The organism is Lepagella muris, assembly GCF_004793975.1.
GTDB classification, from domain to species: Bacteria; Bacteroidota; Bacteroidia; order Bacteroidales; family Muribaculaceae; genus Lepagella; species Lepagella muris.
In genome coordinates, this window is sequence record NZ_SRYB01000006.1 from 108,429 (window position 1) to 128,904 (window position 20,476).

A 20,476-nucleotide genomic window follows, 5' to 3' on the forward strand; every position below is an offset into this window, starting at 1 on the left:
AGATATTTAAGTACGATATTATGCTTCGGGAAAATATTTCTTATTTGTTTTACAAAATTAACATTAATTTTATAGAATTACAAGTAGAAAACAGTAATTTTATCAAAAATTCCGTGTATACAGAAATGATACCTGACATACCATTCATACGCAGCACATTCCTACGTTTCAACGACGAGATATTTAATGGCGATCTACCCACTCCCATCTTCACCCTAACCAAAGCACGCACCTTCTCCGGAAAGATGTGCTACAGGATAAAGAGAGTGGGAATCATCAGGAAAGCCTTCGACTTTGAGATGAGGATAAGCACCGTATTCGATTTCTCTCAGGAGGAATGGGAGGATGTAGTGATCCACGAGATGATACATCTCCATATCGCCCATAAGGGGATTACCGACACCTCCTCTCATGGCGATGCGTTCCGCAGAATCATGGCGGAGATCAACCGTCACCACCACAGGCATATCTCTATCTCCGGGGATGCCTCGGATTGCGAAAGGAAGAATGTCGACAACCGGATACGTGCCCATTATATCTGTATCGCAAAATTTAGCGACGGACGCATTGGAGTTGCGCCCGTCGCCAAGTCTCGGATATTCTCCCTATGGGAGGGATTCCATAATTTTGAAAATGTCGTGTCGGTAAAATGGATAGGGAGCATCGACCCTTGGTTCAACAGATTTCCGAGAGTGCAGAAACTGAAACTCTATCTCACGGACAGGGAGACTCTTCTCCCTCATCTGAAGGGGGGCGTCGAGTTGCAGCGCACCGCCGACAGGATTGTACCCGTCAACCGACGCAGCTACCCGGACGAACTTCTCCCGTAGGACCGATCACCACGAGCGAACCGTCTGGATTCTCTGCGCTGAGTATCATTCCCTGCGAAACCACGCCCTTCAGCTTGCGCGGTGCGAAGTTGGCGATGAAGCATACTTCCTTACCCACAAGATCCTCCGGATTGTAGTATTTGGCGATACCGCTGACGATGGTGCGTCCGCCCATGCCGTCATCAATCTTGAATTTAAGCAATTTATCTGCCTTGGGCACTTTCTCACATTCAAGCACCTTGCCCACACGGATATCCATCTTCTCGAATGTGGGGAAATCCACCTCAGCCTTCACCTCAGCAGGCTTCCACTGGTCGAGAAGGTTCTTCTCCTTTGCCTCCTGGAGCTTGCGCACCTGTGCCTCGACAACGGAATCCTCCACCTTCTCAAACAGCAGTTCGGGTTTGCCGATCTCCATGCCGTCTGACACGAGGTCGAAACGCCCTGCCATATCCCAATTGAGAGATGATAGACGAAGCTGCGATGCAAGTTTCGCCGACATGAAGGGGGTGAACGGCTCGAACACCACTGCCAGGTTGGCGCAAATCTGAAGCGCGACATTCAATATGGTGGCAGTGCGCTCCGGATCGGTCTTTATCAGTTTCCACGGCTCGGAGTCAGCAAGATATTTATTGCCGATACGTGCGATATTCATCGCATCCTTCAAGCCCTCGCGGAATTTGAAATGGTCAAGGTTGTCGGAAAGAGCAGCCACAGATGCCTGCACCTCCTCCACGACTGCCTTGTCGGCATCGGTGTATTCCCCGGCTACGGGCACCACACCGCCATAGTATTTATGCACGAGCACCATAGCGCGGTTGACGAAATTGCCGAGAATTGCCACAAGCTCATTATTATTGCGGGCCTGGAAATCTTTCCAAGTGAAATTGTTATCTTTTGCCTCGGGAGCGTTGGCAGTGAGCACGTAGCGAAGCACGTCCTGCTTGCCGGGAAGCTCGCGGAGATATTCATGGAGCCATACAGCCCAGTTGCGCGATGTGGAGATCTTGTCGTCTTCCAGATTCAGGAACTCATTCGCCGGCACATTATCAGGCAGGTTATAGCCGCCGTGTGCCATAAGCATGGCGGGGAAGACGATGCAGTGGAACACTATATTATCCTTGCCGATGAAGTGGAGCATGCGTGTCTCCGGATCTTTCCACCATTTCTCCCATCCCTCGGGATCGGCGTCGATGGTGTTGGAGATATAGCCGATCGGTGCGTCAAACCATACGTAAAGCACCTTCCCTTCGGCACCCTCCACAGGCACGGGGATACCCCATTTAAGGTCACGGCTCACAGCACGCGGCTGAAGCCCCATGTCGAGCCATGACTTGCACTGCCCATACACATTAGGACGCCATTCCTTATGGTCTTCGAGAATCCACTTTCTTAACGTAGGCTCCCATTTGTCGAGAGGGAGATACCAATGGGAAGTCTCACGCAGCACGGGGACACTTCCGGATAGGGTGGATTTCGGATTGATCAGATCAGTGGCATTGAGGGATGTGCCGCAAGCCTCGCACTGGTCGCCATACGCGCCATCCTTGCCGCAGTGGGGACATGTGCCGGTGACGTAGCGGTCGGCAAGGAACTCACCCGCCTCCTCATCATAAAGCTGCATTGACGTTTTCTCCACAAACTCACCCTTATCATATAAAGTGCGGAAGAAATCGGAAGCCGTCTTACGGTGGGTTTCCGACGTAGTTCTGCCATAGACATCAAATGAGATGCCAAGTTCGGCAAACGAATCCTTGATGATATTATGGTATCGGTCAACGATATCCTGAGGGGTAACGCCCTCCTTCTTAGCCTTTATCGTGATAGGCACACCATGCTCATCACTGCCACCGACAAACATCACCTCCTCACCCTTCAGACGAAGATAGCGGGCATAGATATCTGCCGGCACATACACACCGGCAAGATGCCCGATATGTACCGGACCATTCGCATAGGGAAGCGCCGATGTAATCAGCGTGCGTTTAAATTTCTTATCCATTGTCAATATTATAAGATTCTCTTGTAAATTCCACAAAATTACACAATCTCCCCAACATTCGCAAAATCAAAACCATCTTTCTCTCCTTCCGCCCTCCGCTCCTTTCCGATCCGCTCCTCGCTTCCGCTCCCTCTTCCGCTTCTGGCTCCTCCTTCGAATCTCCCTGCCACTCTCGCGCCTGCTCCTCCTGCGAATCTCCCTGCCGCTCCTTTCGCGCTTCGCGCTCACACCGGGAACAAAACGGCTGCGCTATGCCCTCCAAACGGCAAGAAATTGGAAAAGAGCGAGCGAAAGAAGGGAAGAAGGCGCAGCCGTTTTGATCCCGGTGTGAGCGCGAAGCGCGAAGCGCGAATCGAATCGAATCGAAAAATGAGCCGGATGGCAAAGCTATCATAGCTTTGCTATCGCTTCAGCAAGGGCATTGAGACGGTAACAGATGGCTCTTGTCAGCCCTTCTCCCAGGGGCTTTTGTGGAGCGATGATGAGCAACCGCCCTTCTGCACAAAGATTGAAATCATGCTCTGCCGGCTTGAACCGCTCTCCCATGGGCTCCGAGCTGACCAGTATGATCCGCCCACCAAGAGATTCTGCCGTACACCGAATCTCCTTCTCTCTCTTTGATATAAATGGCGATACTAATACTCCACCTTCTATAACTGAGCCAAGCCAATCCTCCTGTTTCCTTGCAAATTCTTCATCAGTGTCCTTACGGTGCACTATGACTGCCGATTTAAACGGATTCCTCAGATGAAACAGATTTCCGTAGGCATTATACCGCTCCCCTTCTATCTCAAAATCTCTTACTTTCCTGAAAAAACCGGGACAAGCCTTTCTTACTGCCAGACGATATGGATTATCTTTTATGTATTTATAAACGGTATCCAGCGAACGCCTCGGATGGATGATCCTATCTGTATAATTCTTCTGAAAGACATCGCCATTACCCAACCTCCTCTCCAATTCTTTTTTTATTTCTCCCTTCAATGCCGCGACATAGTAGCCCAACGCTTTTTCCGATCTTTCCAATACCTGCAAGAGAATGTGGACGTGATCCGGCATTACCATATATTGATGTAGTCTCAATATCGGGTAACGTTTCGGCAGATTATATATGAATCTTGAAATTACTGTGCCTATGACAGTCTTTTCAATCTTGACGCAACCTTCCATACCTGACTGGATATATGGACTTCCGGTAAGATGACCGAAAACCTGGGCATCCTCCCTCTTCTTCAGTATGAGATGATAGATACAGGGCGCATGATAATCATGTCCTTTCTTCCGGCGTGTATATCGATCCAATGACTCATCTCTCTTGACACATGCCTCTCCGTCTTGATTCCGGTGAGCAGCCTGATTTTCACAAGCCTCTCCGTCTTGATTCCAGTTATCAGCACAGTTATCACAAGCCTCTCTGTCTTTATTTTGATCTTTGGCAGTTTCTTTCATGGCGTAGCAGTTTTGATCCGGGTGTGAGCGCGAAGCGCGAAGCAAATGGAAGCGCAATCTTGCTTCTTTCGAAGCAAGCCTCTTTAATCTTAACGGGGTCATTTTCGCTTTATTTCGCTAATTTTCATCAATTTTCCTCAGACAGAATCCCTTTTTCATCCTGAAAGATTAAAATCTCAGTATTTTTATCTAATTTTGCTTATTATATCTTATCCGGATTATTATGATCTTCAAATTACCAATATCTTTTCTACTGGCTTCTTCGCTGATCTCTTCGGCATGTGTAAACGTATCTGCCTCCAACCCTTCCGTGAAATGGGAATTACTATCGCCCGACATCTACGGCACCGGGAAATCGGTGGGTAGATTCACCGTAAACGGTCTTGACTCAATCTCACGTCTATGTTTCACGCAATTACCTCGCGGAATGAGAACCCTCTCCGCAGGTGATTCCATCGTGGAGCTAAATGCCGGCTATTACTATCTCACTTCGCCAAAATTCGGCACCAATTCTCCACAGGCAATCATTGACGTGGAATATACCTGGGACATAAACGCGGATGCCGAACAGCCCGTATCTTTCCATGCCCTCACCCCGGGCAACCGGATAATACCCGTAGAGGCATCCCTTAGCCCGATACTCGAATCCTCGTTATCCAATCCGGAATGGAGCGAATGGACAATTGCCCCCGATTCGCTGTATCGCCTCAACGAAATCCTCGCTTCCGGCAGAAAGCCCGGTCCGTTTGACATAGCTCCCTCATTCAAGAGGGTGAAGCTGACGAAGGGTACATTCAAATCCGGCGACAAAATCAGCACCGTGATTGTGAAGCATGAGAATCCGGAATATTACCGCATCACTCTCAAACCGGGGAAGGCTCTTATTGAGGGTGCCTCACAGAAAGCCATAAATATGGCGAAGCGCACCCTGACCCGTCGTCTGCTCGAACCGAACGGCGGCACTATACCTTGCGCCGTAATCGAGGACTGGCCCGACTATCCTTACCGTGCCCTTATGATTGACATTGCCCGCAATTACCAGACTCCGGAAACCATGCACACTCTTACGGAACTCATGGCTGATTATCGGCTGAATACCCTACATTTCCACATCACAGATGATGAAGGATGGAGGCTGGAGATTCCAGGTCTGCCGGAACTGACGGAAATCGGAAGCCGACGTGGATACACCACCGACAGCCACGACCGTCTGCCGCATATATTCTCCGATAATCCCACCACTGCCGACGGTTTCTTCACTCGCCGACAATTTATCGATTTCATCCGTCACTGCGATTCAATCGGCATACAGGTGATTCCGGAAATCGAATCACCCGGACATGCCCGCGCCGCAATAAAAGCCATGGAAGCACGCTACCGCAACACCGGTGATGACACGTATCGCCTCATCGAGCCGGGAGATACATCCGTCTACACCTCCGCGCAGCTATATCATGACAATCTGATGAATCCGGCACTCCCATCGACCTACTCATTCATTGCCAAGGTAGTGGATGAAGTAGAGGCGATGTATCATGAGGCAGGCGTAAAGCTACCCGGCATACACATCGGCGGCGATGAGGTGCCCGACGGCGCATGGGACGGCTCCACATCCGCCATGAAGATGGCAAAAGAACGTGGAGTAAGCGGGCGGCACGGTCTGCACGGAGAATTTGTCAGGAAAGTAGGGAGGATAATGCGCGACAGGAATATCCCCATCTTCGGATGGCAAGACATATACACCGGATATGACGATGAATACCATACGGAGATCTCGCCGCTTGTGGGTGGGGTCAACTGTTGGGTAAGCTCCCTTGATCCGGAGAAGAATGTGGCAATCAAAGGGATAAACTCCGGTTATCCTGTGATTTTAAGTAATGTGGATTATTTCTATATGGATATGCTCTACATGCCCCATCCCGAAGAGCGCGGTCTCTATTGGGGCGGATTTGTAGATGAATTGCAGGCACTCTCCGGCTATCCCGACAAACTTTGCCCTCCGCAGAAAGATCCGAAAGGGAGAATTATCGGAGTGTCGGGGCAACTCTTCGCAGAGACTATCCTGAGCAAAGAACAGATGGAGAAACTACTTTTCCCCAAGTCGCTCGGACTTGCCGAACGCGGATGGAACGGCACTCCGACATATACCCCCGCCGATTTCAATATCCTTATAGGGGATAAGGAGTTACCCCGTCTTGAACGACTTGGAGTCACCCTCCATGTTCGTGCTCCCGGCATCATGATAAAAGACGGGAAAGCCTACATCAACAGCCCATATCCCGATGCGGAGATACACTATACCCTCGACGGAAGCACCCCGACAGAATCCTCCCCACTCTATACGGGCAGTCTGACATTGCACGACAGCGAGAAGGAAATACGTGCCGCAATCTACAAAAACGGATACAGGTCGGTCACAACGTTGCTGAAAAGATAAAAAATTGCCAATATTTTGTCATAAACACAAAATATTTGTAAATTTGCGACTTAATTTCGGTTTTAAAACAAGTTTCTACACAATATGAGCGACAGACTGTACATTTTTGACACAACCCTCCGCGACGGCGAACAGGTTCCGGGGTGCCAGCTCAACACGGTTGAGAAGATTGAGGTGGCAAAAGCCCTTGAAGAACTCGGTGTCGACGTCATCGAGGCAGGTTTCCCGGTCTCATCCCCGGGCGATTTCAAATCAGTGGAAGAGATCTCCAAAGCAGTGACCTGGCCCACGATATGCGCATTGACACGTGCCGTTGAAAACGACATACGGGTAGCAGCCGATGCACTAAAATATGCAAAGCATAAACGTATCCATACGGGTATCGGCACCTCCGACTCGCATATCAGATATAAATTCAACTCCACCCGCGAAGAGATTATCGAGCGTGCGGTAAGGGCAGTGAAATATGCCAAGAGCTTTGTGGAGGATGTGCAGTTCTATGCCGAAGATGCAGGTCGCACCGACAACGAATATCTTGCACGCGTGGTGCAGGCTGTGGTCAATGCAGGTGCAACCGTCATCAATATCCCCGACACTACAGGCTACTGCCTCCCCTGGGAGTTCGAACAGAAGATTCGCTACCTCATGGAGCACGTCGACGGCATTCATAACGTAAGGATTGCCACCCATTGCCACAACGACCTCGGCATGGCAACAGCCAACACCATCAGTGGCATCCTCGGCGGCGCACGTCAGGCGGAAGTGACCATCAACGGTATCGGCGAGCGTGCCGGCAACACATCTCTTGAAGAGGTGGTCATGGCACTCCGCTCCCACAAGGAACTCAACATCGACACCAACATCAACGCCACCAAGATCACCGGCATCAGCCGATTGGTGTCAAGCCTCATGAACATGCCCGTACAGCCCAACAAGGCAATCGTAGGACGCAACGCCTTCGCCCATTCAAGCGGCATACATCAGGATGGCGTGCTAAAGAACCGCGAGAGCTACGAGATAATCGACCCGAAGGATGTAGGCATCGACGAGAACTCAATCGTATTGACCGCACGTTCGGGACGTGCCGCACTGAAGCATCGTCTCCACGTACTCGGCTGCGATCTTGAGAAAGAGGCACTCGACAAGGCATACGAGGCATTCCTCAAACTCGCCGACCGCAAGAAGGAGATCACGGACGACGACGTGCTCATGCTTGCCGGCGCACACCGCGAACAACACCGCATCAAGCTCGATTATCTGCAGGTGACATCAGGCGTAGGACTCCGCTCGGTAGCATCCATCGGTCTGCTCATCGCCGGCGAACGCTTCGAGGCTTGTGCATCCGGTAATGGTCCGGTAGACGCCGCCATCAACGCAATCAAAGTGATCATTCGCCGTCAGATGCTCGTAAAAGAATTCCTCATACAGGCAATCAACAAAGGAAGCAACGACATCGGCAAGGTGCACATGACAGTGGAATACGACGGACAGCACTACTACGGATTCTCAGCCAACACCGATATCATCGCCGCATCGGCAGAAGCATTCATAGACGCAATCAACAAATTCCCGCAATAATAATTGAATCAGCCCCGTTGGGGGCTGATTTCTTTTTTATTTAAGCGAAGTTTTTATTAACTTTGCACATCTGTTGGCGATTCTGCATTTTACGAGATAAAATTCATAATCCGACATGAAAACTCATTTCCCAATTTGACTTAACAACAAATTCTTACATTATGAGAAAAATTCTTTGTGCGCTCGGCTTGATCGGCGCAATCCTTTTCTCCGCATGTGGAGGCAAAGGAAAATCTGACAAATCTGCATCAGTGGAACGAGACTCCACGTTCACCAACGTGAAGCATCCCGAATGGAGCCGCAATGCAGTGATCTATGAGGTAAACCTCCGCCAATACACCGATTCCGGCACTGTCACCGCGTTTGCCCGTGAGCTTCCCCGCCTGAAGGAACTTGGTGTGGATATTCTCTGGATGATGCCTATCCACCCCATCAGCAAGGATGGTCGTAAAGGCACACTCGGAAGCTACTATGCAGTGGCAGACTACAAGGCTTTCAATCCCGAATTTGGCACCATCGACCAGTTTAAGGAGGTGGTGAAACAGATCCATGACAATGGCATGAAAGTGATACTCGACTGGGTGCCTAACCATTCCGGTCGCGACAACAAGTGGGTGACTGAACATCCCGACTGGTATGAGAAGGATTCCCTCGGCAATATGAAAGGGGTATATGACTGGACTGATGTCTACGTGTTTGACTACTCCAACAAAGAGATGCGTAAGGGTATGATTGACGCTATGAAATTCTGGCTTACTGATGTAGGCGTTGACGGATTCCGTTGCGACGTAGCTATGGAAGTGCCGACAGACTTCTGGGAGGAGGCTCGTCCGCAGTTGCAGGCTGTGAAGGAGGATCTCTTCATGCTTGCCGAGGCAAGCGTGCCGGAGCTGCAGAAGGATGGTTTCGACATGGGTTACAACTGGCCTATGAAAGATCTCTTCAGCGCAATCGCCGCCACATCCGGACAATACTCGTTCAAGGGTTCTGACGGAAAGGTAAGGGAATTTCCCACCACTCACGCAAATGCAATCGACTCTCTTGTAAACCGTCAGGCTGCCGATTATCCGAAAGACACCTATCTGATGAATATGGTGACTAACCACGACCTCAACTCTTGGGAAGGCACAGAGTTTGATCGTCTCGGAAATCTATCCGATGCTTTTGCCGTATTGTCATACACTCTCCCCGGTATGCCTCTCATCTACACCGGTCAGGAAACAGGCATGAACCGTGCCTTTGAATTTTTTGAAAAAGATAAGGCTCCGACATGGGAACCGCGCAACGCCTATTTCACATTCTATCAGAACCTCAACCGTCTGAAACACACCCAGCACGCTCTTGCTGCCGGATTGGAGGGCGGAGAGATGGTCAACCTCCCCACCACAAGCAACGACATCATAGCTTTCTCACGCGAGAAGGATGGATCTAAGGTAGTGGTGCTTGCAAACCTCGGTAAAGAGGAGTGTGATGTGAAATTCACCGGCACAACGCCCGACGTAAACGGCATGAAGAACTTCTTCACTGAAGAAGCCGCCAAACTTCCCGCTACACTCACTCCGGGACAGTATCTCGTATTTGTGAAGTAAGAGAAGCCCAATAATAACGGCTCGGTCCCCCAATCTTCTGAAAGGGTAGTTAATATGACAGTATTGTCACTAAAACTCCCCCTTCAGGGGATTGGGGGACCGAGGTGTTTTTTTACAACGCCGCCAGGATTATCACCTGCGCTATCACCACTCTCACAAACATGCCGAGAGGATAGACAGTAGCGTATGCCACTGCTGCCTCATCCCCATTTATATTATCGGAAGCATACGTCAATGCCATTGGGTTTGCCATTGAACCACACAACACTCCGCAACTACTGCCGAAGTCAAGATGTCCGATACGCATGCATATCAAGCCCATTATCAGCACCGGAATCACAGTTATCAGGAAACCGAGTCCCACCCACAAGAATCCATCTCCCTGCATCAGAGTCTCGAAGAAACTTCCGCCCGCCTCGAGTCCGAGACAAGAGAGATAGAGTGACAGTCCGATTCCACGCAGCATGAGATTGGCGGAGGTGGTGGTGTAAGTGATCATGTGTAACTCCGGACCAAAACGCCCGATCACAAGTCCGGCAACAATTGGTCCGCCGGCAAGTCCCAATTTCACCGGAGCACTCATCCCCGGCAAGAAGAATGGTATTGAGCCGAGGAGCAGACCCAAGAGCATACCGATGAATATCACCGCCATATTCGGCTCATTTAGTGATGCCGACCTGTTTCCAAGCACCTTCGCCACATTATCGAGCGATTTCGCCTCACCGACCACGGTGAGCCTGTCGCCAAGCTGGAGCACGAGCCCCGGATTTGCAAGGAGCTGCACTCCGGCGCGACGCACGCGGCTTATATTTATGCCGTAACTGTTGCGAAGACGGAGCGAACCCAATTTCTTTCCATTGATTTCCGGACGCGTCACCGTGATATTGCGCGATTCCAGTTGGCTGTCGATTGCATTCCAATCGATCTCCTCACTGTTCCAGTCCTCATTCTCATGCTCTCCGAAAAGCATCGTCACCACAGGCACATCCTTCTCTGTAGAAGCCACAAGCACACGATCATTCTCCTGAAGCGTAAGTTCCGACGTAGGGATAGTCACTTTTCCATCACGCCAAAGACGTGAAATCACGAAACTCACGCCTACCAACGACACCGCTTCCTTCACCGATTTCCCGAAAAGGGCGGGATTCACCACACGGAAAGCATCGATATGAGTCTTATTGATATCATCATGTGCCGGCACCTCCAGATCTGACGGACGCGCCATAAAACGGCGTATCAGTATCATGGCAAGTATCACACCGACTACACCCAACGGATAAGTGACCGCACAGCTCAATGCCGTGGCACTCGCAGGCAATCCCACCTGCTGGAGAGCCTGTTGGGCGGCTGCAAGTGCGGGGGTATTGGTGGTTGCTCCGCAAAGCACTCCCACCATGTCGCTCAGCGGCAAGCCGCATCCGAAACTTATGCCGACCGTCATTACAGTGCCGAGGAAGATCACACCCAACCCGAGAAGATTTAGACGCACGCCACCCTTCCTGAAGGAACTGAAGAAACCGGGACCCACCTGCAAACCAAGTTCATAGACAAACAGGACAAGTCCGAAATTCTGTGCAAACAGGAGCATATCATGATTTATCGACAAGCCGATATGCCCGGCAAATATTCCGGCGAAGAATACCCACGTCACACCCAGCGAGATACCCTTTATACGAATCTTGCCGAGTCCGAGACCGACAGCGATGATAATCGCAATGATTATCACCGCCTGAATCGGTGTCTTATCATATAGTATGGTCTGAACCCACTGCATTTTAATTATTCGCCAAGAGCCTGTTGAAGATCATTGATAATGTCGTCCACATCCTCTATGCCGACTGAAAGCCGCACAAGATCGGGAGCGACACCAGCCTCACGGAGCTGTTCGTCGGTAAGTTGGCGGTGGGTATGGCTTGCCGGATGAAGCACACACGTGCGCGCATCAGCCACGTGTGTAACGATGGATATGAATTTAAGACGATCCATGAACTCAATCGCCTCCTCACGCGAACCCTTCAGCCCGAAAGATATTACGCCACACGTGCCGTTAGGCATCTGCTTCTTGGCAAGCTCATGATATTTGCTGCTCTCCAGTCCTGCATAATTCACCCAACCCACTTTCGGATTCTTCTCCAGCCACTGAGCCACCTTCAACGCATTCTCGCAATGACGCGCCACACGGAGATGAAGCGTCTCAAGACCTATATTCAGAAGGAATGAATTATGAGGCGACGGTATGGAACCGAGGTCGCGCATAAGTTGTGCGGTCGCCTTCGTGATGAAAGCACCCTTGCCGAATGCCTTGGTATAAGTAAGCCCGTGATACGACTCGTCGGGTGTGGTCAATCCGGGGAACTTCTCGGCATGTGCCTCCCAATCGAAATTGCCGCTGTCGACAATAGCACCACCTACGCTTGTGGCGTGTCCGTCCATATATTTGGTGGTGGAATGCGTCACGATATCCGCACCCCATTCAAACGGGCGGCAATTGATCGGAGTCGGGAAAGTGTTGTCAACTACCAAAGGTACTCCGTGAGAATGTGCCACACGTGCAAACTTCTCAATGTCAAGGATATCATTACTTGGATTGGATATAGTCTCACCGAAAAGCAGCTTAGTGTTCGGACGGAACGCGGCAGACAGTTCCTCCTCCGAAGCATCGGGACTTACAAACGTGCACTCTATCCCCATCTTCTTCATTGTCACGGCAAACAGATTGAACGTGCCGCCATATATAGCCGATGAGCACACAAAATGGTCGCCGCTCTCGCAAAGATTAAACACTGCATAGAAATTTGCTGCCTGACCGGAAGAGGTCAGTATAGCCGCCACGCCCCCCTCCAGCTCCGCAATCTTGGAAGCGACAGCATCATTGGTGGGATTCGCAAGACGTGTGTAGAAATAGCCATTCTCCTCCAGGTCAAACAGACGTGCCATCTGTTCGGAAGATGAATATTTGAAAGTTGTGCTCTGATAGATCGGCAGCACACGCGCCTCGCCATTTCCGGGTTTCCATCCACCCTGCACGCATATAGTGCCGGCATTCTGTTTATTCGACATTTTTTTAATATTTTAATTGAAAAGAGTAATGTTTAAGTAACCATGGTAAACAACATACCACCCGTCCAAATTATTTTTTGGAGATTACTAACCACAAAATTAGTGAATAAATCCGATTGAACAGGTTCAATCGGATTTCAAAGATTAAAAATTTTCAGATTTTTACAAAATAGCCCCTTACAATACCCTCTTCCGCTCATCTAATTATACCTCGGATTTGTTGTAGTTAATGAAGTCATTTTAACTTATTCCTAAATGATTTCAATAAGAAGAAAATTCCACTGAAGTTGTCCATGCTTCACTATATATAACCCACAATAAGAGATGATCCGCATATTATTGATTTCAGTTCTCCTTTTTCTGACAGGATTTCACGCAAATGCCCAGTTTGTCGGAGAAGTCCACATATCGGAATTTAAAATTCTAATCTTACAGAAGAGAAGAATCATACCGCCCGCCACTGCCGACAACGGACATTTCCTCTATGCGTCAGCAGGCATAGGACATATCGTCTCGAAAGTATACAGCGACTGGACCTCCGGCGATGCACGCCTCGGTCCCGACTGGTGTGCCGGATATGATTGGATAGGTAAGAAACGTTTTGGCGCAGGTCTGTTATACTCCGGCTTCACTTCCACCGGAAAAACCAATACCACCTACGGCAATTTCAAGCAACGTTTTCTCCTTAATTATATCGCGCCGCAATTCGCATACCGGATACGTCAATCCAAATGGGCTTTCGGCGGCAGAGCCGGAATCGGACTCGCAATATATACCGACAGGATAACCGGCGACTGCTCCCCTTGTGACGACAGGTCATTATCTCGCAAGACCGTCTGCGGATTCGGCTACAACGTGGGTATCTTCGCGGAATATGAAATTGCCGGGAAACTATGGCTCAGCTGTGGACTAAATTTCCTCGATAACTATGTCAGGCAGGATAAGGATAAATTCGGCATACCTGAAAACGGCAACGGATTCAAACGCTTGGGTCTTGACCTGGGAATTAGATTCCAACTCTGACATTCATCACCTCAACAAAGATTTCAAAGCACAAACTTACCTCCAAAAATCGTAAAATCGCTTATATTTCATATATTATTGGTGCCAAATCATAAAAAAACTGTGAATAATTGTAAAAAATACACTTATTTTTGTATGGCTATAAAATTATTACTAACTTTATAGCATCAAACCTAATACGATTACAATTGAAGTTAACTTAACTTCATTCCATATAAACTCGCCCACATGAGATTAGTGATTCAAAGAGTCAGCCGTGCCTCAGTTGAGATAGCCGGAAGCATACACAGCGAGATAGGCACCGGACTGATGATACTCGTCGGAATCCGCGAGGGAGACACCATTGCGGATGTAGATTGGCTCGTAGGGAAAACCGCCGCAATGCGGATATTTCCTGACGACAATGGCGTCATGAACCGCTCGCTCCTCGATGTCGATGGGGAAGCCCTTGCCGTCAGCCAATTCACCCTCAACGCCTCTACAAAGAAAGGGAACAGACCGAGCTACATACATGCCGCCGGACATGACACTGCGATACCTCTATATGAGGCATATTGCGAGAAACTCTCAACGGCTTTGGGCAAACCGGTGAAACGTGGTGTCTTCGGAGCCGACATGCAGGTGTCTCTCGTGAATGACGGACCTGTCACTATAATCATTGACTCCCTCCTAAAAGAATAATACCCATCAAAAGAATAAAAACTCCCCTCTCCTTATCTCCCCCTTCAGGGAGCCTATGCAAAACCATACAATTAACCTAATATTTTCTTATGAAAAGACCTATTCTAACACTTGTGGCATTAGCCACAGCCACAAGCGCAATGATTGCTGCTCAGAAACCTGTCTCTGCGCCAAAAGGTGGGAAACAGATCAGCGACCATCTAATCGGTATCTTTTTTGAAGATATCAGTTCTTCCGCCGACGGAGGTCTCAACGCCGAACTTATCCAGAACGGCTCATTCGAATACAATCCTATGGAGCGTGACGGATGGGGTCCGGGTACAAACTGGAAAATGATACGCCCCGGACATGCTCTCGGCAACCTGGAAGTGAAACAGCAAGACCCGATCCATCCCAACAACCCCAACTATATGCGCGTCTACGTAGAGCGCGTGCGTCCGTTCCGCGACTATAGCGGATGGATCGGGTTTGGCATGCAGAACGATGGTTTTGACGGTATAAGCGTAAAAAAGGATGCTGATTACGACTTCTCAATGTTCGTCCGCGATGTCAACAAGAAGGGAATGAAAATTCGTGTGGCACTCGTGCAGCCGCAAGGCTGGGGCAAAGACCCGAAACTTCTCGCGGATGACACCATCTCAATCGACAGCAACAACTGGAAGAGATACAGCTGCACTCTACGTCCTACGGAAGACTGCACCAACGCTGCCTTGCAGTTCCTCGCTCTTGAGACCGGCGTGTTTGACGTCGATATGGTTTCGCTCATGCCGCTTGACACATATAAGGGTCATGGCATACGCAAGGATCTTGCAGAGACAATCGAAAAACTGAATCCGAAATTCATGCGTTTCCCCGGAGGATGCGTGGTACATGGTGGCGGCGACGGCTTCTGGAATACCTACCACTGGAAAGAGACCGTAGGTCCGAAGGAGACAAGACGCCAGCAGAAAAACACATGGGGCTACCATCAGTCGATGAATATCGGTTATTACGAATATTTCCAGCTTTGTGAAGACATGGGCATGGAGCCTGTGCCTATCCTACCCTGCGGCGTAAGTTGCCAAGGCAGCAATGGTGGTTGGGGATTATGGCCCGAACAGGCTCAGGATGTTGTCGACATGAAGGATATGGACAGATGGACACAGGATGCCCTCGACCTTATCGAATGGGCAAACGGTGATGCTTCCACAAAATGGGGCAAGGTGAGAGCCGAAGCCGGTCATCCCGAACCATTCAACCTCAAATATCTCGGCATCGGCAATGAGGAGAAGATTTCTCCCGAATTTGCAGAACGATTCAAATACATGTATGACAGAATCACTGCCGCTCACCCCGAAATAATCATCGTGGGCACCGACGGTCCCGGTTCTCATCCCGGTAACCCCGACTATGAGGCAGGATGGAAACTTGCCGAAGAGCTTGAGATACCCATCAACGACGAGCATTACTACGAACCCCGCGAATATTTCATGAAGTCGCGCCAGTATGATTCCTATCCCCGCGACAGGAAGAGCAAGGTATATCTCGGTGAATACGCATCAAAAGATAAGAAACTCATCGATGCTCTCGCTGAGGCTCTCTATCTCCTTCATGTGGAGCGCAATGGCGACGTGGTTGTCATGACCTCCTACGCACCCCTCCTCGCCCGCAAGAACGCCACAAACTGGAACCCAGACCTTATCTACTTCGACAACGAGCGCGTTTATCCCACATGCAGCTACTACGTGCAGCAGATGTTCGGACAGTCGCAGGGCGACTACTATTATGGTGATTGCGTGGAGGTGGAGAATCCCGATAAATCGGAAGGCGATGGCTTCCTCCAGGAGCAGTCGGTGATCCTCAACACCAAAGACCGCAAGCTCTTCGTGAAAGTCTGCAACGCTACCGACAAGGAGAAAACCGCAAAAATCGACCTTTCCCGATTCAATATCAAGAAGAATGCGAAGATGACCGTGCTGAAGGGTAATCCTGAGGATGAGAACAATTTTGACGCACAGCCCATCTCCACCACAACTGAAGATGTGAAGGTAAGCAAGAAGATGAATGTGAAGCTCGCTCCATGGTCATTCGTAATGTATGAAATCAATCTCTAATCCGAGTCCTCACATGCACATCATGAAAAAACTTATTCTTTCAATCATACTCTGTCTCCCCGGCTTGCTGGGGATGGCAGCAGAGACATTCCGTAATCCGGTAATCAATGCCGACGTGCCTGACATAAGCGTATGCAAAGTGGCAGACACCTACTACATGATCAGCACGACCATGCACCTCATGCCCGGCGCACCCATCATGAAATCAAAGGATATGGTCAACTGGGAAGTGGTGAGCTACGTCTTTGACCGTATAGATGACGGCGACCGCTACAATCTGATTGACGGCAAGACCGTATACGGACAGGGGCAATGGGCATCAAGCCTACGTTATCACATGGGTAAATTCTGGGTCTGGTTCACTGCCAACGGTGAGCCGGGCAAAGGATTCATATTCTGTGCCGATAAGGCGGAGGGTCCATGGAAGCTCGTGACACGTCCGCCACACATGCACGATGCGTCTCTTTTCTTCGATGAAGATGGCAAACGCTACCTCTTCACAGGAAGCGGCGGATGCACCGTGGTGGAGCTTGACGAGAACTTCGAACCAAAGGCAGGCGGGCTCAATAAAAAGGTGGTAGATGCCTCTACCGATCCTGAAGAGCGCGATGCTCTCCTCGAAGGGAGCAGTGTGATAAAGCACAACGGCAAATATTATATCTGCATGATCTCCATGAAATGGGGAGTCGACGGACGTGTGCGACGCGAAGTGTGCTACCGTGCGGACAACATCGCCGGACCATACGAGAAGAAGATAATCCTGGAAACCCCATTCGAGACTTACGGAGGCGTAGGACAGGGATCTCTCGTAGGCGACGACCAGAGCGATCAGAACTGGTGGGCACTCATTTTCCAGGATCGTGACGGAATCGGACGCGTGCCATGCACATTGCCGGTGACCTGGGTTGACGGTTGGCCTATGGTCGGCGAGTTCACCGGAGAGATCAACAACAGTATCTCCGAAAACAAGGTGGATAACCCTACCGGCAACATCCATCTTGACCGCCGTGCCTACCGCACTCCATCCGACCTGAGCAAGAAGCACCCCTCCGTGAAAGGACTTATCGGCAGCGATGAGTTTGATATGCTCCCCGTTGACCCGCAAGGTGGCTATCATGCCCGCCACGGCATGAACCTCTATTGGCAATGGAACCATAACCCCATCGATGAGGCATGGAGCCTTTCGGAGCGTCCCGGATTCCTGCGTCTGAAGACTGCGCGTGTGGTCAACAATCTCCAGATTGCACCCAACACACTCACCCAGCGCATGTCCGGTCCGGAATGCACAGGTTCCGTGAAGATCGATCTCTCCGGCATGAAAGATGGTGATGTCTGCGGGCTCGCCGCCTTCAACAGCGACAGTGGTCTGTTGCGCGTGATAAAGAAGGGGGGTAAATACGTCCTTCAGCTCACTGAAGAGAAATCCGTGTTCAAACAGCCTCACGACATTGACCATGTTGATGTGGAGGTGATAAAGGAGATACCGTTGAAATTCAAGGGAAACTCCGATAAATTCATCTATCTTCGCGTGCATAGTGATTTCAATCCCGGACGCGACATGGCATCATTCTCCTACAGTATGGACGGGGAGAAATGGCAAACGATTGGACGCGAAATCCGCATGACCTTTGACTATCGCCGTCATTTCATGGGCACCAAATTCGCCATATTCAACTACGCCACCAAAAAGACAGGTGGATACGTGGATGTCGACTGGTTCCATTTTGACGAAAACTAATTTTCAAAATACAGAAGACAGAAGCCCCAAGATCCGTGGGGCTTCTATCTTTTTAATCTGATTATCCTTAGTAATCTTTTTACGATTACTTAAACTGATTCACCATTATGATTCTGAAAAATATATTCGCGGCATTACTTATCATGGCGGCAGAAATATCCGCTTCCGCACATAGCGTGGAGAATGTGACTATCGACGGCTCGAAAGGGAAACTCGCCGCCCGTGTCGAACTGCCCCAATTGGGGAACGACAAGAAATGCAACATAGTGATTCTCTGCCACGGCTTCTCCGGCAACATGAACGGACCTCTGCACGACGCAATAGCCAACAATTTGTTGGAAAAAGGTATAGGTGTGGTGAGATTCGATTTCAACGGTCATGGAGCAAGCGAAGGTGCATTTAAAGAGATGACAGTGCCTAATGAGATTGAAGATCTGAAGAAAGTGATCGAATGGACGCTTGATCAGACCTTCACACGCGACATATCGCTCGTGGGTCACTCACAGGGGGGAGTCGTGGCAGCCATGACAGCCGGACAGATCGGTTATCCCCAGATTAAGGCTCTTGCACTTATGGCTCCGGCGGCAGCGTTGCGCGACGATGCGTTGCGTGGTTCCACCATGGGTGCTGTCTACGACCCTCTCAACGTTCCGGCGGAAGGTATCAAACTGCCATGGGGCGGACAGATACTCGGACGCGATTACATAACCACCGCCCTAAGCCTGCCTATCTATGAGACAGCCGCGCTCTATACCGGACCGACATTCATCATACACGGCACGGCAGACCGCGTTGTGCCTTACACCTACGGCGAACGCTTCAACCAAGTGATAAAAGGGAGTGAGATAAATCTTGTCGACAAGGACGACCATGTATTCTCTCACACGAATGACGAGACTGCAAGCAAGGTTGCCGACTTTTTCTCCCATTCACTCTCCAAAAAATAAGACCGCATATCCGACTATAAATCAAATTACTGAATATATACCCTCTAAAATCGCAAGAAAATTTATCCAAAAAAATTTGCAGGGAATTAAAAAAGTTCGTAACTTTGCACCGCTTTAATCAAGCACCCCCGTTGAAATCTTAGGGTTTCAAACGATGGTATTTTGAAGCCCGATGCTTCACAATTGATACTGGTTGGTCTTGATTAAGCTTGTTATTCGGGGTGTAGCTCAGCCCGGTTAGAGTACGCGTCTGGGGGGCGTGTGGTCGCAAGTTCGAATCTTGTCACCCCGACTGAGTGAAGGTGTTGAAACAAAGTTTCAACACCTTTTTTTATTATCCAATCCCCACCGCTCCTATCTTCTGACCTGTAAGTAGTCCATGTAGTCTTAGAAGTCCAAGAAGTCCGGCGCTGTCCGATGACAAAAAAATATAGTTGAAAAGACCATTCACAACATACATCCTCACAGGGGATTAAAATAGAAATCAAAGAAAAGTTGTAATCTTAATTAAAAAATAACGCAGAAAAATTTGGCAGTTCGGAAAAAACATCGTAACTTTGCACTCGCAATCGGGAAACGATGATACGGAACGAAAGCAAAACCTTGGTGCGGTAGTTCAGCCTGGTTAGAATACATGCCTGTCACGCATGGGGTCGCGGGTTCAAGTCCCGTCCGCACCGCCGAGGAGAGAGGAAGAGGAGCAGTGTAGACTTAGGTTTCCTGCTCCTCTTTTTTCATATACATATCCTACCCTATCCAGAATTCCGGTCAGACACAGACATACACATTACAAGACCGTAACAGACTGGATAGCAACGCTATCATAGCGACCAGCAATCCCATCTTGAAATACATATCAAAATATTTCAAAAAAAATTAAAAAAAATTTGGTGGTTTCGGAAAAACATCGTAACTTTGCACTCGCAATCGGGAAACGATGATACGGAACGAAAGCAAAAACTTTGGTGCGGTAGTTCAGCCTGGTTAGAATACATGCCTGTCACGCATGGGGTCGCGGGTTCAAGTCCCGTCCGCACCGCTGAGGAGAG

The 20,476-nt window shown here is 49.6% G+C and carries 14 protein-coding genes and 3 tRNA genes; 12 read left to right on the forward strand and 5 right to left on the reverse strand.

Going from position 1 to position 20,476, the window contains the following annotated elements:
- Positions 1-113: 113 nt before the first annotated feature.
- Positions 114-830 carry a SprT-like domain-containing protein gene (locus E5331_RS05885; RefSeq protein ID WP_168355160.1) on the forward strand — a complete coding sequence of 239 codons (717 nt, stop codon included), beginning with the start codon at positions 114-116 and terminating at the stop codon, positions 828-830.
- Here the strand turns inward: E5331_RS05885 and metG are convergent.
- The 3 genes from metG to E5331_RS05900 all read right to left on the reverse strand — a co-directional run bounded on the left by metG (position 793) and on the right by E5331_RS05900 (position 4,281).
- Positions 793-2,832 (reverse strand): methionine--tRNA ligase, encoded by a 2,040-nt coding sequence (gene metG, locus E5331_RS05890; RefSeq protein WP_123483742.1) that lies wholly within the window; start codon positions 2,830-2,832, stop codon positions 793-795. The genes E5331_RS05885 and metG overlap by 38 nt on opposite strands.
- A 38-nt stretch (positions 2,833-2,870) precedes the next feature.
- The gene (locus E5331_RS20625; protein WP_275441100.1) at positions 2,871-3,002 is read right to left on the reverse strand and encodes a hypothetical protein; all 132 of its coding nucleotides are present in this window, start codon (positions 3,000-3,002) and stop codon (positions 2,871-2,873) included.
- A 220-nt stretch (positions 3,003-3,222) separates the two neighbouring features.
- Complete coding sequence (locus E5331_RS05900) at positions 3,223-4,281, reverse strand: transposase (protein WP_168355161.1); 1,059 nt, start codon at positions 4,279-4,281, stop codon at positions 3,223-3,225.
- Between the two features lie 223 nt (positions 4,282-4,504).
- On the opposite strand from E5331_RS05900, the gene E5331_RS05905 reads away from it, so the two are divergent.
- The 3 genes from E5331_RS05905 to E5331_RS05915 all read left to right on the forward strand — a co-directional run bounded on the left by E5331_RS05905 (position 4,505) and on the right by E5331_RS05915 (position 9,885).
- Positions 4,505-6,718 (forward strand): family 20 glycosylhydrolase, encoded by a 2,214-nt coding sequence (locus E5331_RS05905; protein WP_135984237.1) that lies wholly within the window; start codon positions 4,505-4,507, stop codon positions 6,716-6,718.
- Between the two features lie 84 nt (positions 6,719-6,802).
- Positions 6,803-8,296: a 2-isopropylmalate synthase gene (locus tag E5331_RS05910; protein WP_123483746.1), complete on the forward strand. Its 1,494-nt coding sequence runs from the start codon at positions 6,803-6,805 to the stop codon at positions 8,294-8,296.
- A 161-nt stretch (positions 8,297-8,457) separates the two neighbouring features.
- Positions 8,458-9,885 carry an alpha-amylase family glycosyl hydrolase gene (locus E5331_RS05915; protein ID WP_135984239.1) on the forward strand — a complete coding sequence of 476 codons (1,428 nt, stop codon included), beginning with the start codon at positions 8,458-8,460 and terminating at the stop codon, positions 9,883-9,885.
- 112 nt (positions 9,886-9,997) lie between these two features.
- Here E5331_RS05915 and E5331_RS05920 read toward each other — a convergent pair whose 3' ends face one another.
- Both E5331_RS05920 and E5331_RS05925 read right to left on the reverse strand, forming a co-directional pair.
- Positions 9,998-11,659, reverse strand: coding sequence for a putative transporter (locus E5331_RS05920; protein WP_135984241.1), 1,662 nt, complete (start codon positions 11,657-11,659; stop codon positions 9,998-10,000).
- 5 nt (positions 11,660-11,664) lie between these two features.
- Positions 11,665-12,945, reverse strand: a complete 1,281-nt coding sequence (locus E5331_RS05925) for an O-acetylhomoserine aminocarboxypropyltransferase/cysteine synthase family protein (protein ID WP_135984243.1) — start codon at positions 12,943-12,945, stop codon at positions 11,665-11,667.
- Between the two features lie 324 nt (positions 12,946-13,269).
- Here E5331_RS05925 and E5331_RS05930 point away from each other — a divergent pair, with 324 nt between their 5' ends.
- The 8 genes from E5331_RS05930 to E5331_RS05965 all read left to right on the forward strand — a co-directional run bounded on the left by E5331_RS05930 (position 13,270) and on the right by E5331_RS05965 (position 20,466).
- Complete coding sequence (locus E5331_RS05930; RefSeq protein WP_135984245.1) at positions 13,270-13,968, forward strand: outer membrane beta-barrel protein; 699 nt, start codon at positions 13,270-13,272, stop codon at positions 13,966-13,968.
- 228 nt (positions 13,969-14,196) lie between these two features.
- Positions 14,197-14,649, forward strand: a complete 453-nt coding sequence (gene dtd / locus E5331_RS05935; protein ID WP_123483751.1) for a D-aminoacyl-tRNA deacylase — start codon at positions 14,197-14,199, stop codon at positions 14,647-14,649.
- An 89-nt stretch (positions 14,650-14,738) separates the two neighbouring features.
- The gene (locus tag E5331_RS05940) at positions 14,739-16,742 is read left to right on the forward strand and encodes an alpha-L-arabinofuranosidase C-terminal domain-containing protein (protein WP_123483752.1); all 2,004 of its coding nucleotides are present in this window, start codon (positions 14,739-14,741) and stop codon (positions 16,740-16,742) included.
- Between the two features lie 22 nt (positions 16,743-16,764).
- Positions 16,765-18,480, forward strand: a complete 1,716-nt coding sequence (locus tag E5331_RS05945; protein WP_123483786.1) for a glycoside hydrolase family 43 protein — start codon at positions 16,765-16,767, stop codon at positions 18,478-18,480.
- 107 nt (positions 18,481-18,587) lie between these two features.
- A complete protein-coding gene (locus E5331_RS05950; RefSeq protein WP_123483753.1) occupies positions 18,588-19,427 on the forward strand; it encodes an alpha/beta hydrolase in 840 nt (279 codons plus the stop codon).
- Positions 19,428-19,644: 217 nt separating this feature from the next.
- A tRNA-Pro gene (locus tag E5331_RS05955) sits at positions 19,645-19,719 on the forward strand.
- 313 nt (positions 19,720-20,032) lie between these two features.
- Positions 20,033-20,107, forward strand: a tRNA-Asp gene (locus E5331_RS05960).
- A 284-nt stretch (positions 20,108-20,391) separates the two neighbouring features.
- Positions 20,392-20,466: transfer RNA gene (locus E5331_RS05965), tRNA-Asp, on the forward strand.
- Positions 20,467-20,476 lie beyond the last annotated feature (10 nt).

Bases quoted from the DNA above. Each gene is read 5' to 3' on its own strand.
- metG (WP_123483742.1), bottom strand. From the start codon at position 2,832: ATGGATAAGAAATTTAAACGCACGCTGATTACATCGGCGCTTCCCTAT.
- E5331_RS05900 (WP_168355161.1), bottom strand. From the start codon at position 4,281: ATGAAAGAAACTGCCAAAGATCAAAATAAAGACAGAGAGGCTTGTGAT.
- E5331_RS05905 (WP_135984237.1), top strand. From the start codon at position 4,505: ATGATCTTCAAATTACCAATATCTTTTCTACTGGCTTCTTCGCTGATC.
- E5331_RS05910 (WP_123483746.1), top strand. From the start codon at position 6,803: ATGAGCGACAGACTGTACATTTTTGACACAACCCTCCGCGACGGCGAA.
- E5331_RS05915 (WP_135984239.1), top strand. From the start codon at position 8,458: ATGAGAAAAATTCTTTGTGCGCTCGGCTTGATCGGCGCAATCCTTTTC.
- E5331_RS05920 (WP_135984241.1), bottom strand. From the start codon at position 11,659: ATGCAGTGGGTTCAGACCATACTATATGATAAGACACCGATTCAGGCG.
- E5331_RS05925 (WP_135984243.1), bottom strand. From the start codon at position 12,945: ATGTCGAATAAACAGAATGCCGGCACTATATGCGTGCAGGGTGGATGG.
- E5331_RS05930 (WP_135984245.1), top strand. From the start codon at position 13,270: ATGATCCGCATATTATTGATTTCAGTTCTCCTTTTTCTGACAGGATTT.
- dtd (WP_123483751.1), top strand. From the start codon at position 14,197: ATGAGATTAGTGATTCAAAGAGTCAGCCGTGCCTCAGTTGAGATAGCC.
- E5331_RS05940 (WP_123483752.1), top strand. From the start codon at position 14,739: ATGAAAAGACCTATTCTAACACTTGTGGCATTAGCCACAGCCACAAGC.
- E5331_RS05945 (WP_123483786.1), top strand. From the start codon at position 16,765: ATGAAAAAACTTATTCTTTCAATCATACTCTGTCTCCCCGGCTTGCTG.
- E5331_RS05950 (WP_123483753.1), top strand. From the start codon at position 18,588: ATGATTCTGAAAAATATATTCGCGGCATTACTTATCATGGCGGCAGAA.